Here is a 15,586-nt window from a genome sequence, read left to right on the forward strand (position 1 = left end):
ACTTAGTACTTCCGCATCATTTCCGTTTTCAAGATTGTTTTCTCGATTTTGTTTAGGTTCTAAAATTGTTCTGTGTCGAAGTAAGGTTGATTTCATTTACGGATGTTTCTTCATATTGCGCACAACGGTTTTGTATATGATACGTTGCGTGTGTAAGCAACTAATTTAGCAAATAAAAACCGAATAGAATATTCCACAGGAATATTCGTAAGCAGGCCAGAACTAGCAATGGATTATATACTTTGTTAGGTGCAGTTATTTGCTAAACATATCTTCATCAGTCTTTTTATCAGAAGGCAAGATGTCCATATATGCTATTCTCGGTCTTTTTTCGATATAAACACCGTTTTTATCCATTCTATTCACATAGCCTCTAATAGTACAATCTCCAAAAAAATGTGTTCTATCCTCAACGATTTTTCCAGAAATTGGATAACAAGTTAAAATGTGATTTTTATAAGCAAAACCGATAGTATTCGAATTTTCATTACCTCTTGTGATATGTCCTTCAAGTTCCACATATTGGTTATGTGCTAATTCTGGAAATAGAACATCCTCCTCTTCTTTTTCTTTATAGAAAATACCTTTATCATTTATTGAAATGGAAACTTCTTTTTTAGTGTCGTCTGCATCAAGTTTTTCGTTTGGACTAAATCCTATTTTGAGCTTACGTTCATCTTCAATAAGTTGAGTTAATCTATTGAAAATCGTTTCAGGAATTTCTGTGAATAGTTCTAAATATATTTTAGGAACATAAAGAATTTCTCCTGCATCATTATATATTCCAATGAATTGTACTCCTTTAGTTTCTTTAAATTCTACTTTGTCAAATTTCCTTTTTTTAAGAGTTTTCAAATGTTTGCCAATTTGAACAATCCATTTAATTCCTTTTACTATACCTTTAAAAACATCTTTAAATCCAAAATCTCCAACATCGTTTTGCCCCATTTTCTTAAGAGCAGAACCACCATAAATTGCACCTCCAGAAACTAAAGCGAATTGGATTAATTCTCCAATATTTTCTGGAATTAGAGTTTCCCAACTTCCTTTTCTTGTCCTTACTGGTAAATCAAATTCTACTGCATTTAATTCAGGTGATTTCTTGTACAGAAAATATCTAAAAATTTCGTCTATTCCAATTAATGCTTCTGCTGATTTTCGAGCATCTAAATATCCGTTTTTAACGAGGTCTCCCTCAAATTTGAAATGTGCTAAATATTTTTCGTTGTCCTCCATTAAGTTTATTTTAATAGCATCATATCATCATAATAGTTCTCGTAAGAATTCCAATTTAATATTTGATTGATAACTTTGGTTGAAAGGTTATGTGTAGGATTTGCATTTAAATCAAAATCAGAGCCGTAGTCATTTTTTTAATCGCTAAAGCAATTTTTCACATTATTATTATAATTACCTTCTTCGTGATGTATTGATTGGTTTCTTGCTTGCCAAATTACATTTTTAAGGCTTTGAGTTGTTAATATTCTTCCATCGGGACAATGGGCTGGATTGCCGTAAACTTTTGAAATTCCTTGTTTTGCAATTTGTAAAATAGACATTCCAATTGCCTGATATGATAATTCTTTATTAATAATAGAAGTTTTCAAATCAGATATGTCTTGTTCTAATTTTGGAATATTGGCATCTTGAGCAAATTTAGCCATAGTAACGAACTTATGTTGTAATTGAAGTTCATTATAATCTTCTATTTGGTCGTATGTACTAAAGTCCCATTGAAGATGTTTTAGTCTATCTTTTTTTGAAAGTAATTCAGCTTTTAGATTTTCCAGTCGATGAAATTCAGATTTTAAAGCATCAAATAAAGTTTTAGAAGCGTACTCGGTATCATTCAGATAGTTTATCATTTAGCAGTATGTTCGTTTTAATTGCACCTAACGGTTTTGTGTATGATTAGTGGCGTGTTTAAGCACCTAATTTAGCAAATACAAACCGAATAGAAAATCCGCGAGGATTTTCGTAAGTAGGCGAGGACTAGCCATTAATTATACACGTTGTTGTGGTTAGTACTTTATTTCAGTTCATTGGTTAATTCAATTCTAATATTTTCGTCTTGTATTGCTAAAATACATTTCGCAACAATTGCTTTTAAGTCTTTGTAATATTTCTCAAGTTGTTCGTTTGAAAACGATTCATAACCGTGAAGCATTTGATTTCGTATATTTCTTAATCGATGTATTTGATTTTTTTCTTTTTGAGTTAAATGAGAAACTTCTCCAACTATATCTAAATTTGGAATGAAATTTTTACGGTTCTTGTTTCCATTTTCTTGATTTAATTGAGCTATGACTTTTTCAAATACAATCCAAGTTTTTGTAAATAATTCAAATCCAGAAACCTTCTTTTTGTCAGTTGTTATTTGACTAAAATATTTTTTCAGATTATCATTTTTTTCGTTGAGTGCAATTATATTTTGAAAAAGTTGGTCGGAAAAGGTCTCGTTTATATTGAGATTAATTTTACTAATTGCTTCTTGTATTTGATTAGTGTCAATTTTGTCAATCGCTTTTAAATAATTATTTAAGTATTCTGTATTACCGAAATTAATTTTCTTAAAATTGTTTTTATAATTAGAGAAAACCAAATTCGTTAAATCATACTTATCGGTTATTTCAGCTTGTTTTGTAGTTCTTTCAGTAATTGCTTTTTGTAGTCTTTCCAATGCAATTTCTCCAGTTAACACTAAACCATTTATTTCGTCTAATATTGATAGTTCTTCTTCGGTCAGATTTCCAGAAAATGGTTTGTAAACCAAATCGTGTTCAACTTCAGACCAAGCGTGCATTAAAACACTTGCTACTTGTATTTCAAAAACAGTATTAGTGAATCTTTTCTCAACTTCGTCAGATTTTTTCAGTCTCACACGATAATGAGTTGCCCAATAGCCTGAAAATCGTTTATTATGTTTCGGCTTATGTGGATTTTCAGGAAATGTTTTGGTTTCTTCTATATCAAACAACTCTTCAATAACTTGTCCAACGACTTCTCTGTCAGACGGGAAATATAGAGCGACTCTTATTCCTGCCAAATCAACTATATCTTTTTCAATAGCTCGTTTCGATTTGTAGTTTTTCTTTTGGTTACGTTGTACTACCTTTTCCTTAAGTCTGTCGATTCTTTTAGCTCGATTTGAAATAATGGCTTTCAAACCTCTATTTATAATTTCAGTTTCTAATACATCGTGTCCAAGACGCGCAAGTTGTCTATAGAAATCATATTCCTTTTCGTATTGTGTTATGAAATTATCAATTATACTCATTTAGTTTCTTCGGTATTAACCACAACGTGTTTGTGTATGGTTAGTTGCGTGGTTTACGCAACTAATTTAGCAAACAAAACCGAGTCTGAGAATGTTCCGAAGGAATATTCCAGATGAGCCCAAGCCAAGCAATTAATTATACACGGTGTTGTCTAATTATTATATCCAATTTCTTTTAATTTCACTTAAACCCTTGTAAATAAAGGGATTTGTTTTTTTTGCGATGCAAAATAATGTAATAAAATACAATAAAAAGCATTGTTTGTTGTACCTATTGTTGTACCTTAGTATTAGATTGCACTCTGTTGCACCTGTTCTAAACCAATAAGTTATGGCTTCAATAAAACTAATTTTAAAAAAATCTAAAGTAGATAAGTCTGGAAAAGCACCTTTATATTTAAGAGTGATAAAAGACCGAAAAACTAAATTCATTTCTTTAAGCTTAAAATTAGAGCCTAACGAATGGGATGAAGTAAAGCAAAAGGTAAAGAAAAATCATAGTAATTCTACACGCCTAAATAAATACATTTCTCAAAAGGTTGCAGATGCACAAGGTCAAATAGCAGATTTAGAAACTAAAAATCAATCCACATCAGCAAGAAAACTAAAAGAAGCTATCAAGGGGAAACCGTTAGTTAATTTCTTTGAGTATGCTTACAACCGATGCGAAAAACAAAAAGACACTTTAGCACTATCAACATATAACAACTATAAAAACTACCTCAAAAAGTTTGAAAAATTTATAGGCCATAAAGAGTTGATGTTCGATGATATTACTGTAACCACTTTAAAAGACTATGCAGGTTACTGTAGCACCACTTTAGGTAACAATAACACAACGATTAATTTCTCTTTAAAGATTCTTAACCTAATGTTTAAAGAAGCGCAGAGAGAGGATTTAATACCGTTAAATCATTTTCCATTTAGTAAATTTAAAGTCAAGAAAGCAAAAAGCACAAAACGATTTTTAACAGCTGAACAGTTAGAAGCTTTTATTAAATTAGAGGTTTCAGATAAAGCAAAAGCACAAATTATAAAAGATATGTTTCTATTTGCTGTCTTTTCTGGAGGTTTAAGGTTTGGAGATATAATAGAATTAAAGTGGAATAATTATAACGCTAAAACACATAAAATAACAAAGACAATACGCAAAACAAACAGACAGCACAGTATTAGAATTGGGCAAGTGGCAATAGATATTTTAGAAAAATATAAAAATGAAAATGTAAATCAAGACGATATAATATTTCCTTTCGCAAATATTGATAACGATTATTTTACAGATAGAGAACAAAGAGCAAAAGTAGTAAGACAAGCAATAGCGTTAAGTAATATGTATTTAACTAAAATGGGTAAAGCTTTAGAATTACCATTTTCTTTAACCTTTCATATTAGCAGACATACATTTGCTACCAGAGCGTTAAACAATGGTATGCGTATAGAGCACGTTTCAAAACTTATGGATCATTCCGATATTGGAATAACACAGGTTTATGCAAAAATTATAAGTAGTGAATTAGATAATGCAGTAGATAAATACATCAATTAAAAAATGGGAGAATATTCAAAAATAGAATTAGCATTATTAGAAAAGTTTACAGAAGCTATTGATAGTTGTATAGGAGTTAAATCTTATAGTCAAACAGATAAAGATAAAATGATGTTTGCATCTTGTGTTAATGAAGAGGAAAAAAATGACTTCACTAAAAGTGAAATCAAGAAAATGCAAAAGAAACTTGCAAAATGTAATCCTGATATTGCTGAATTTTTAAGGTGCTATATTAATTTATCAGAATTTGATATGGCTGGAGATTCTATAGACGATTATAGAAAACGCTTAGTAAGAAATTTTCTTTCTGGTGAAATTAATGAAGTGTTAGATGTTTTAAAACTAAAGTTTAAAACATTAAAATCTATAGAGGAAATTTATTATTCATATTGGGAAGAAATAATCGAAGATGGCGAGTATGGTATTGATAGTAAATTTATGAATCATTTCATAAAGTATATGGCTTTAGCGGAAAGGCTAAACACATTTAAGAGTTTTTTGGAATATCACAATAAAGAAAATGAATCAGAAGAAACTAACGAGATTTACGACTTATTAGATACCATTAGAACTAAAGACCATACAGATTTACAGTTGTATGATATAGTTAAGGAGCGTACACAATTAAATAAAGACGCATTACAGTATTTATATAAAGACATTGAAGTCTACTTGTTTGGTGAAAAAGATGATTATGAATGTCAATATTCAGAAGAAGAAACAAAACAAGCAATTGAGGATTTAAAAGCTAAAGGTCATACAGAAGATGATTTAATAATGTTAGGTTACATAACAAAAGGTAAAGCTTTTGATATTGAAACAAAGGATATGACTTTAGATTATATCTATATCAATAAAGAGAAAATATTCTTTCCATTAGAGTTTTTTCCTATTTATCAATTGCAAGGTTTAATAAATTCAGAATTAAATAAAATAAAAGAAAAAGAAGAATTACTAAATCCTCATATAAAAGGCACACCTAAACTTAAAACAGACCTTTCAGTTCCTCAATTATCATTAGTGTTTAAAATGATAAACGATTTAAAGCCTAAAGTCTTTAACACAAAATCTGATGCAGAATTATTCCGTTTTATATCTGCTAATTTTCAAACTAAAAAATCTACAGAAAAAGGAATTAGTACTCAAAAATTAAGAAATGAATTTAATAACCCAGATTTCAAAGCAATTGAATTTTGGGAAAAACATTTACATACAATGTTATCAGAATTAAGAAAATTAAAATAATTTATTTCCTTTAAAGTCAATGTTTATAAGGGTTTTAAGTAGGGTTATATAACCGTATGTAACTGTTTTTGCTTCCTTTGTTAACCCATATTTGCTTCATAATTAAATCATTAACATTTAAAACAGAAGTAAATGGAAGCAGTAATTTTAACAAAAGAGCAGTACAACGAATTAGTATCAAGATTAGACAAATTAAACACTACTTTAGAGTCTAATCAAAAACCATCAAAAGAAACTTTTCTCGATAATCAAGAGTTTATCCAGCTAATGCATATTAGTAAACGAACAGCTCAAACTTGGAGAGACGAAGGTAAAATATCATTTTCTCAAATAGGTAGTAAAATTTACTACAAAATGAAAGATGTAGAAGTCTTACTAGATAAAAACTACAACAAAGCCTTTAAAAGTAAAAGGTAGTTAGTTTGTATGATACTACTAAAATAGTAAAGCTTATAAACATATTACCTAAAGAAGCGGTTGCTAGAGTTAAAGAGCCTTTTTGTTGGAATAATTGTTTGTGGTTACCACGTTTTAACAAATATGGTGAAGTAACTACTTATGAATCTAATATAGTTAATTTAAAACTCTGGTTAAGGGGTTCGGAATTAACAATCTGCAATAGTTTACAAAAGTTTTATATGCAAAATAATTATAAAGCATTTAGCTATTGTCAAGTGCAGGAGGCAATATCAAAGTTAAATGACTATTTCGATTTTGACCTATACAGTGCAGAAGTAAAAAAGACAGCAGTAGGTGTTGTTATAGGAGAGCAAGAAGATAATACCTTTAAGAATTGGTTAGAATACAAAGGTAATAAGCCAATATTGATGCGTAATAGCACAAGAATATATGGTGCTCATTTTAAAGGCACGAACTATAATATTAAAGGTTATGATAAAAAGTATCAAACAAAGGCAGAAAGTAACACAAAGTTATCTGAAAGCTTAATCCGTTTTGAGTTAGAAGCAAATAGTAGGCATTTTAATAATCGTAAACATCCAATTGGAATTTATACAGTAGCAGATTTAGTAAATAAAAGTAAGTTTGATGCTTTGGCAGATGAATTATTAAATATCTACGATACTATTAAGAAGCAACCAATAATTAATTATCAAGAATTAAAACCTAAAGAAATATTATTGTTAGGTGCTATGAAAGATAAAGACAGTTTTAATGGGTTAAAGAGACACCACAAACATTCTTATAAGTTATTAAGAAAAGACTATTCTAAACTATTAGATAGTATCGCTGATATTGAGTTAGAAAATAGCATTAGAAGTAAGGTTTTAGAGCAGATTAATTACTGCAAAAATAACTAACGTCTTCCAACTTGTAATATACCCTAAAACAGGGGTAAAAAGTAAATACGGAAATCTTCATTATTTAACCAAAATATATTTATATTTTTATGAGTTCCTTAAAGAGCAATAGAAAATATTAAATGAACGCAGTAGAAATAGAAGAAGCAGTATCAGAATTAGCATTAAAACCATTTGAGGCAGAGGAATTTCCTTTTTCTTTTTTGGAATCTTTTGGTAATAAAAGTACTACTATTAAAAAGTTGCGTAGCGGTACATCAAATAAAACAGATGTTGAAGATGCAGTTTTGCAGCGTAATAACATACATATACTTTCAAGTAAAAAAGGAAAGGTTAATGAGTCTTTAGAAACCTTACGCAATAGTCCATCAACTAAAAAAAATAAAGCTGAATTTATTTTAGCTACGGATGGTTTAGATTTTCAAGCTGAAAATGTAATTACAGGGGAAACCGTAGTATGTGAGTATAAAGATTTTCATAACTATTTTGGATTTTTTCTATCATTAGCAAATATTACTACTGTAAAACAAATACGTGAAAGCGCATTTGATATTAAAGCAACTAGTCGTTTAAATAAGCTGTATGTAGAGTTATTACAGCATAATTCAGATTGGGCGAGTATAGAACGTCGTCCAGATATGAATCACTTTTTAGCAAGATTGATTTTTTGCTTTTTTGCTGAGGATACGGATATTTTCAAAGACGACAATCTGTTTACAGATACTATTCAAAAAATAAGTGACCCTGATGCTTCTAATACACACGAAGTAATAAGTGAGATTTTTAGAGCAATGGATACAAAGCTCGAAAATCGTGAAAAAGAAAATATCAAAGTTTGGGGTAAAAAGTTTCCTTATGTAAACGGTGAGTTATTTTCTGGTTCTACAGAAGTACCGAAGTTTACTAAAATAGCACGTTCTTATTTATTACACGTAGGTAGTTTAGACTGGAAGCAAATTAACCCAGATATATTTGGGTCAATGATACAAGCTGTAGCAGACGAAGATGAACGTGGTTCATTAGGTATGCATTATACATCCGTTCCAAATATTTTAAAGGTACTAAACCCTTTATTTTTAGATGATTTACGAGAGCAACTAGAAAAAGCAGGAGATAACAGTCGTAAATTACTCAATCTACGTAATCGTATGGCACACATACGAGTATTTGACCCAGCTTGTGGTTCAGGTAATTTCTTGGTAATTGCGTATAAAGAAATGCGTAAAATAGAAAATGAGATTAACATTAAACGTGGTGAAATCAATAAAGCAAGTGAAATACCATTAACGAACTTTAGAGGTATTGAATTAAAAGATTTTTCAGCCGAAGTAGCACGTTTAGCCTTAATTATTGCAGAATATCAATGCGATGTGTTGTATAGAGGGCAACGTTTAGCTCTTGCAGAATTTTTACCTTTAGATGCTCAAAATTGGATTGTTAAAGGAAATGCATTAACGATTAATTGGTTATCAGTTTGTCCACCTACAGGAACTGGCGTAAAACTTCAAGGAGACGATTTGTTTTCAACACCGTTAGAACAAGCTCAAATAGATTTTGATAACGAAGGCGGTGAAACCTATATATGTGGTAATCCACCTTATTTAGGAAGTAAAAAGCAACTTGAAAATCACAAAAAAGATTTAAAAGAAATTTTCAACAAATATACTAACTCTTGGAAACCATTAGACTACGTTTCAGGTTGGCTAATGAAAGCAGTAGAGTATGGTAATCAAACTGATAGTGCGACAGCTTTAGTAACAACAAACTCAATTTGTCAAGGTCAACAAGTACCAATTTTATGGCCTTTAGTTTTTAAGTTAAATCACGAATTGTCTTTTGTTCATACATCCTTTGAATGGTCAAATTTAGCTAGTCATAATGCAGGTGTAACAGTTGTAATAGTTGGTGTAAAAAAGAAAAATAATAAAACCTCTAAAAAAATATTTTCTATAGATGAGCATAAGAATACAATTTCAAGGGAGGTTTCCAATATTAACCCATATTTAGTTTCTGGAGAAAACATAGTCATAAGTCCATCACGCAAACAGTTGAGCAACTTACCTGAGTTTTACAGAGGGAATTCACCAACAGATGGTGGTTTTCTTTTATTGGATAATGATGAAAAGCTTGGTTTAAAACTGGGAGAAGAAATTGAAAATAAATTCATAAAAAGGTTTGTTGGCTCTTTAGAATTAATAAGAAACGTTAGTAGATTTTGTATATGGATAGAAGATGATGAGGTTAATCTAGCCAAAGAAATACCAGTAATCAAATCTCGTATCGAGGAAGTTAAAAACTTTCGTTTAAAGAGTAAAAAGAAATCTACGGTCTTAGCTGCTAAATGGCCTCATAGATTTGACGAAAGAAAACCTATACTAAATGAAAGACAAATTTGTGTTCCTGTAACAAGTTCTCAAAGCAGAAATTATTTACCTGTAGGTTTACTCAAACCTGATACAGTCATTTCAAATTCTTCATTCGGTATGTCCTGTAAAGACCTGTGGGTTTTATCATTAGTTGCATCTAAATTAAATTTAATATGGGTAGCAACTGTTTGTTCAAGAATGCGTAATGATTATCGTTTTACTAACACTCTTGGCTGGAACACTTTTCCTGTTCCAATGTTAACTCAAAAGAATAAAGAAGATTTAACCGCAACAGCAGAAGAAATACTAATTGCAAGAGAACGTCATTTCCCTGCAACAATAGCGGACTTATACGACCCAGAAAAAATGCCTAAAGATTTAAAATTAGCGCACGAACGTAATGATGAAGTTTTAGAGCGTATTTATATTGGTCGTAAATTTAAAAATGATACCGAGCGTTTAGAAAAGCTTTTTGAACTCTACACTAAAATGACTGCCAAAAAATAAAAAAATGCGTAAAGAAAAAAATATACCTACAATAACTGTAAATTATAATAATAATGGTAGCTCTGTCACCTCTAACGAGTTAGGTATGCGAGCTATGCAAGAACTAGCTTATGAAAAAAGAGGTGAGCAATACTTATTAATTAAATCACCACCTGCATCTGGTAAAAGTAGAGCTTTAATGTTTATAGCTTTAGATAAACTGAATAATCAAGGTGTTAAACAGGTAATTATTGCAGTACCAGAACAGTCCATAGGTTCTAGTTTTAACAATGAACCATTATCTAAGTATGGTTATTATTATGATTGGGAAGTTACACCAAAATGGAATTTATGCAACTCACCGGGAGAAGATGGTAGTAAAGTAAATTCTGTAAAAGCATTTTTTGAGAGTGATGATAAGGTTTTAGTTTGTACACACGCTTTATTTCGTCGTGCAGTTGAGCGTTTTGGTATAGAAACATTTGATGGTAAATTAATAGCAATAGATGAATTTCATCACGTAAGCTCAAATGAAAACAATGTACTAGGGTCGCAACTTAAAGATTTTATTGAGAGAGATAAGGTTCATATTGTAGCAATGACAGGTTCTTACTTTAGAGGAGATGCAAATCCTGTCTTAATGCCAGACGATGAATTAAAATTTGAGCCAGTTACTTATACTTATTACGAGCAATTAAGTGGTTATGAGCATTTAAAAACACTAAATATTGGTTATTATTTTTATAGTGGTGCTTATGCTGATGACCTTTTAAAAGTTTTAAATCCAGATGAAAAAACAATCATTCATATTCCTAACGTTAATTCAAGAGAAAGTATGGGTGATAAAATTAAAGAAGTTGAACATATAATTGAAGAATTAGGTGAATGGCAAGGGGTTGAAGTATCTACAGGTTTTCATTTAGTCAAAACTAAAACTGGTAAAATAATAAAAATTGCAGACCTTGTTGATGATGATTCATCAAAACGTCCTTTAGTTCAAGCAGCATTAAAAATGCCAGCAATAAAAAAGAACCCAGACCACGTAGATATTATTATTGCTTTAGGTATGGCAAAGGAGGGTTTTGATTGGATATGGTGTGAACACGCTTTAACTATAGGGTATCGTTCTAGTTTAACAGAAATCGTTCAAATAATAGGTAGAGCAACACGTGATGCGCCAAATAAAACACAAGCAAGATTTACAAATTTAATAGCAGAGGTAGATGCTTCTGAAGATTCTGTAACAGATGCTGTAAATGATACGCTAAAAGCTATTTCAGCGAGTTTATTAATGGAACAGGTTTTAGCACCAAAATTCAACTTCACACCTAAAAACCCTCAAAGCAAAGAAAAAGATGGGTTTGATTATGGAGAAGGTGGCTACGACCCTAATAAAGAAAATATTGGTTTTAATGAAGAAAAAGGCGAATTTCAAGTTGAAATTAAAGGTTTAGCAATGCCAGAAAGCGAAGATGCTAAACGTATCTGTAAAGAAGATTTAAACGAAGTAATTGCTGCTTTTGCACAAGATAAAGAAACTATAGGTAGAGGTTTATTTGATGAAGAATTAGTACCGCAAGAGCTAACGCAAGTTCGATTAGGGAAAATTATTAAAGAAAAATACCCAGATATAGATGATGAAGATATTGAGGCTATTAGACAGCACGCTGTAGCAGCACTTAATATTACTCAAATGGCGAAAAAAGCTATAAATGATGAGGGTAACGATAATATAAAAACTAATACAGCTTTAATAGATGGTATTAGAAAATTTGCAATGGATGTTAGGGATTTAGATGTAGATTGGATAGATAGTATAAATCCATTTAGTGAAGCATATTCAATCCTTTCCAAAGCAATGACTGAAAAAAGTTTGAAAGCAATGGCAGAAGTTATATCTGGTAAAAAACCAAATATAAATTTAGAAGAGGCTAGAGAGTTGGCTAAACGTGCTTTAAAGTTCAAAAATGAGCGTGGGAGATTACCAGATATTAAGTCAGCAGATCCTTGGGAGCAACGTATGGCACAAGGTATTGCGTATTTAGCAAGAAAAAAATCAGAAGAACAAAATGGCTAAAAAAGACACATTCACAATAGAAGACGATGAGTTATTAGCAGCTTTAGGTATAGAGGTAGAAGTAAAAAAGAAAACTACTTTTACGCCTATAGAAGAGCGTGTTATTGCAGGTTTTGAAGAAATTCAAAAATTTGTTGATGAACATAATCGGCTACCACTTCACGGAGAAGAAAATGATATTTTTGAAAGATTGTATGCTGTTAGATTAGAGAAAATTAAGGAAAAAACAGAGTTTATAGATTTATTAAAAGAGATAGATTATCACAACATATTATCTGGTGAAATTAAAAATTCAGTAGAAGTTTCAGACAATTTAGATGATGATGAATTATTAAATTTATTAGGTGTTGAAGAAGAAGAAAATTCGATAACCAACCTTAAACACGTTAAAACAAGAGCAGAAAAACGAGCTGTTGAAGAATTTGCAAATAGAATTATTTGTGAAGATTTCGAGAATTTTAAACCACTATTTGAAAAAACAAAAAAAGAAATAGAAAATGGATTTAGAGAAACAGTACGTTTTAGAAAAGATTCAGGTTTTACAAAAACATTAATACAAGAAAAACTCTTTGTTGTTATAAGAGGTCAAATGGCTTATATAGCTCAAAAAGGCGAAATATTTAAAGCCCCAAATGGAGAGGAAGATGCTCGTTTAAGAGTTATTTATGATAATGGTACTGAAAATGACTTATTACAACGTTCACTTATAAGAGCAATGTATAAAGATGAAACAAGTCGTTTCGTTACAACATCAGGTTTAGGTCCTTTGTTTTCAGATGAGTTAGAAAGTGATGATTTAGAAAGTGGTACTATTTACGTATTACGTTCAAACTCTAAGAATTCTTTGATTCTTCAAAACAGAGAAGTGTTTCATAAAATAGGTGTAACAGGCAATGATATTAATAAGCGTATTCAAAATGCTAAGAACGACCCTACTTTTTTAATGGCAGATGTTGAAGTAGTTGCAACTTATAAATTAGCAAATATCAAACGTCATAAATTAGAAAACTTAATACAATCCTTCTTTAAAAATGCAAAATTAGATATTGATGTTAAAGACCGTTTCGGAAAACCAGTAAACCCAAAAGAATGGTTTCTCGTCCCAATATTTATTATAGATGAAGTGGTTGTAAAAATAAAGGAAGGTGCTATTGGGGATTTTTATTATGATGTTAAATCAGCAAGTTTAAAAAGATATTAATGCTTTTTTATTAATATTATAAGTAATAAACATAGTAAAACAAATCTATAGCGGTTTAGGAATGGCAATAAAAAAATATAGTTAGTGATAATAGATAACATACATACAAATTCAATCCTTAAAGAAATTAAGACAGAGGGGCATAGTCCTTTGTTGGTTATGGGTAGTGATTTTGAAATGTATGTAGCAAAGAATGATAAAGGTAAACAACCACCATTTTCTTTAATAAATGAGTTTTTGTCATCTTATTGTTTCGCTAAATGGAATGTTGCTACACCAGCTATGAAGTTAATTACTATTGCAAATGAATTAATAGTTTCGCAAGAGGGTTTATCAAACAATCATAGATCTCATTATTATGACACACCTTGTTTTGGTTCAAAATTTGTTGATAAACCTGTTGATGTAAATGCTTTATTAATTACAGATAAAAAGAAGGCTTTCAATAAATTAAATAATCCTATTGATGTTTTTCATATTACTTTATTTGATACTTGGGTTGAAAATGATGACAGAAAGCCTACTAATTATAATTTAATTTTAGAGCCTGTTGATAATAAATTTAATATCTTACCAATAGACAACGCGTTTATATTTAGTACAATGTCTTATCAGGATTTAAACCCAGAATTTGTATCAGTTAGTGCAAATGACCATCTTTTAGTTTCTGATTTAGGCTACCTAATTAAAAAGAATACGACTATAGATGAAGATTTTATTAATAATGAAAGAGAATATTTCTATCTTTGCATAGAACGTTGTGAGCAAGATTTTGATACTTATATGGTGCAAGTAGCAAATTTTTACACTATTGATTCAGTTTCAATTGCTAGCCTAAAAGAGTTTTTATTTAACGAAGAAAGGAATAATAAAGTCTTTGAAGAATACGTTTACAGATTAAAACAATGAAAAATTTTTATTCAATATTAAAGTTGTCACCAAACATTGCTACAGAAGATTCTGTTGCGATAGGAGTTCTTTTGTTTGATGGTCAAAAATTCCGATGTTATTTTTCTGATAAGAAAAAAAGAATAGCGAATAGATTACTTGATGATAAAAATGTTAATTTAAATTTTATTATTAATCAAATTGTTGATAAATGTAATTCTGTAGGCTCTGGTAATGAAGAGTTTAGTCTTTTTTACAAGCTTGATAAATTGTCTGATATGTCTTATTTTGATTATTTAAGCAAGTATTCAAATGGTATAATACAGTTTTCTAAACCTATTAACTTGTATGATGAAATTGATGATAATTCTTTTGGTAAATTAGTTAACTTTTTATTTAAAGAATCAATCAATAAAAGTATTAAAATAGCTAATGATGTTTATTCTTTATCAAGTAATATAATTGAAGATAAATTAATTAATAAAGTAGACAAAAAAGTACACACGCATTATAAGTTCAAGCCAGAAGCTTTTCCATCTATTTATTTTCCTTATGAAATGGATTGTATTGGTAAGAATGGTTCATTGATTGGTGCAAAATCTTTGTCATTCGATAAATCTTTACAACTAATTGATAAGAATATAAGTCATTATTTTACGCTTATATCATCTTTAACAAGTAAGTATAATAAATCTTTAAAAGATAATAACTTTTATTTAATTTCTGAAGAGCCTGAATCTATAGGCAGTAAAGAACATAAGTTATGGGAATCTGTTAAATATAATGAGTTGATTTCGGTTATTCATCCAGAGCAATCAAATGAAGTAGCAGAACTGATAATTAATAAAGAAGCAACTACTTTCTTAGATTAATTTAGTCTATCACATTTCCCCACAAAATAAAACCCAGTTTATTGCTTAGGCAATAATCCTCTGTCTTTTATTTTATTCCGCGCGCCACCACATAGTTGGTTTTATGTCACAATAGTTGTAGCCATAGCTATAATAGCACATTGCTTGTTTTCTTTAAAAGTATCTATTTTAATAAATTAGTACAATAAAAAAGCAAAGAGCTATTGCCAACGCTCAAAACAACTATTCCGCCACAAAACCAACCCAAAGCTAAGTTACATAATAGAAGTTATAGGAGCAAAAATCCTTTCAATGGTTGCCTACGGC

Annotated in this window: 12 protein-coding genes; 9 read left to right on the forward strand and 3 right to left on the reverse strand. The window is 30.1% G+C overall.

Annotated elements, in window-relative coordinates:
• Positions 1-255: 255 nt before the first annotated feature.
• The 3 genes from ACFSSB_RS15715 to ACFSSB_RS15725 form a co-directional block, all read right to left on the reverse strand.
• A complete protein-coding gene (locus ACFSSB_RS15715) occupies positions 256-1,236 on the reverse strand; it encodes a hypothetical protein (protein WP_379906021.1) in 981 nt (326 codons plus the stop codon).
• A gap of 137 nt (positions 1,237-1,373) precedes the next feature.
• Entirely contained in the window at positions 1,374-1,865 is a 492-nt protein-coding gene (locus tag ACFSSB_RS15720; RefSeq protein ID WP_379906023.1) for a hypothetical protein, read from the reverse strand.
• A 164-nt stretch (positions 1,866-2,029) separates the two neighbouring features.
• A complete protein-coding gene (locus tag ACFSSB_RS15725; RefSeq protein ID WP_379906025.1) occupies positions 2,030-3,277 on the reverse strand; it encodes a GTP pyrophosphokinase in 1,248 nt (415 codons plus the stop codon).
• A gap of 331 nt (positions 3,278-3,608) precedes the next feature.
• Here ACFSSB_RS15725 and ACFSSB_RS15730 point away from each other — a divergent pair, with 331 nt between their 5' ends.
• The 9 genes from ACFSSB_RS15730 (at position 3,609) to ACFSSB_RS15770 (ending at position 15,280) form a co-directional block, all read left to right on the forward strand.
• Positions 3,609-4,826, forward strand: coding sequence for a tyrosine-type recombinase/integrase (locus ACFSSB_RS15730; protein WP_379906027.1), 1,218 nt, complete (start codon positions 3,609-3,611; stop codon positions 4,824-4,826).
• A gap of 3 nt (positions 4,827-4,829) precedes the next feature.
• Positions 4,830-6,071, forward strand: a complete 1,242-nt coding sequence (locus ACFSSB_RS15735) for a hypothetical protein (RefSeq protein ID WP_379906029.1) — start codon at positions 4,830-4,832, stop codon at positions 6,069-6,071.
• Positions 6,072-6,203: 132 nt separating this feature from the next.
• Complete coding sequence (locus ACFSSB_RS15740; RefSeq protein WP_379906033.1) at positions 6,204-6,488, forward strand: helix-turn-helix domain-containing protein; 285 nt, start codon at positions 6,204-6,206, stop codon at positions 6,486-6,488.
• A 5-nt stretch (positions 6,489-6,493) separates the two neighbouring features.
• Entirely contained in the window at positions 6,494-7,390 is an 897-nt protein-coding gene (locus ACFSSB_RS15745; RefSeq protein ID WP_379906035.1) for a hypothetical protein, read from the forward strand.
• Positions 7,391-7,512: 122 nt separating this feature from the next.
• Entirely contained in the window at positions 7,513-10,263 is a 2,751-nt protein-coding gene (locus ACFSSB_RS15750) for a class I SAM-dependent DNA methyltransferase (RefSeq protein ID WP_379906037.1), read from the forward strand.
• A gap of 4 nt (positions 10,264-10,267) precedes the next feature.
• Positions 10,268-12,319: a DEAD/DEAH box helicase gene (locus tag ACFSSB_RS15755; RefSeq protein WP_379906039.1), complete on the forward strand. Its 2,052-nt coding sequence runs from the start codon at positions 10,268-10,270 to the stop codon at positions 12,317-12,319.
• The gene (locus ACFSSB_RS15760; protein ID WP_379906043.1) at positions 12,312-13,520 is read left to right on the forward strand and encodes a GIY-YIG nuclease family protein; all 1,209 of its coding nucleotides are present in this window, start codon (positions 12,312-12,314) and stop codon (positions 13,518-13,520) included. The genes ACFSSB_RS15755 and ACFSSB_RS15760 overlap by 8 nt, the downstream gene beginning before the upstream one ends.
• Positions 13,521-13,604: 84 nt before the next feature.
• Positions 13,605-14,429 carry a HipA family kinase gene (locus ACFSSB_RS15765; RefSeq protein ID WP_379906045.1) on the forward strand — a complete coding sequence of 275 codons (825 nt, stop codon included), beginning with the start codon at positions 13,605-13,607 and terminating at the stop codon, positions 14,427-14,429.
• A complete protein-coding gene (locus tag ACFSSB_RS15770; protein ID WP_379906047.1) occupies positions 14,426-15,280 on the forward strand; it encodes a DUF3037 domain-containing protein in 855 nt (284 codons plus the stop codon). The genes ACFSSB_RS15765 and ACFSSB_RS15770 overlap by 4 nt, the downstream gene beginning before the upstream one ends.
• Positions 15,281-15,586: the final 306 nt, after the last annotated feature.

The organism is Lacinutrix gracilariae (assembly GCF_042684485.1).
GTDB classification, from domain to species: domain Bacteria; phylum Bacteroidota; class Bacteroidia; order Flavobacteriales; family Flavobacteriaceae; genus Oceanihabitans; species Oceanihabitans gracilariae.

Bases quoted from the DNA above. Each gene is read 5' to 3' on its own strand.
- ACFSSB_RS15715 (WP_379906021.1), bottom strand. From the start codon at position 1,236: ATGGAGGACAACGAAAAATATTTAGCACATTTCAAATTTGAGGGAGAC.
- ACFSSB_RS15720 (WP_379906023.1), bottom strand. From the start codon at position 1,865: ATGATAAACTATCTGAATGATACCGAGTACGCTTCTAAAACTTTATTT.
- ACFSSB_RS15725 (WP_379906025.1), bottom strand. From the start codon at position 3,277: ATGAGTATAATTGATAATTTCATAACACAATACGAAAAGGAATATGAT.
- ACFSSB_RS15730 (WP_379906027.1), top strand. From the start codon at position 3,609: ATGGCTTCAATAAAACTAATTTTAAAAAAATCTAAAGTAGATAAGTCT.
- ACFSSB_RS15735 (WP_379906029.1), top strand. From the start codon at position 4,830: ATGGGAGAATATTCAAAAATAGAATTAGCATTATTAGAAAAGTTTACA.
- ACFSSB_RS15740 (WP_379906033.1), top strand. From the start codon at position 6,204: ATGGAAGCAGTAATTTTAACAAAAGAGCAGTACAACGAATTAGTATCA.
- ACFSSB_RS15750 (WP_379906037.1), top strand. From the start codon at position 7,513: ATGAACGCAGTAGAAATAGAAGAAGCAGTATCAGAATTAGCATTAAAA.
- ACFSSB_RS15755 (WP_379906039.1), top strand. From the start codon at position 10,268: ATGCGTAAAGAAAAAAATATACCTACAATAACTGTAAATTATAATAAT.
- ACFSSB_RS15760 (WP_379906043.1), top strand. From the start codon at position 12,312: ATGGCTAAAAAAGACACATTCACAATAGAAGACGATGAGTTATTAGCA.
- ACFSSB_RS15770 (WP_379906047.1), top strand. From the start codon at position 14,426: ATGAAAAATTTTTATTCAATATTAAAGTTGTCACCAAACATTGCTACA.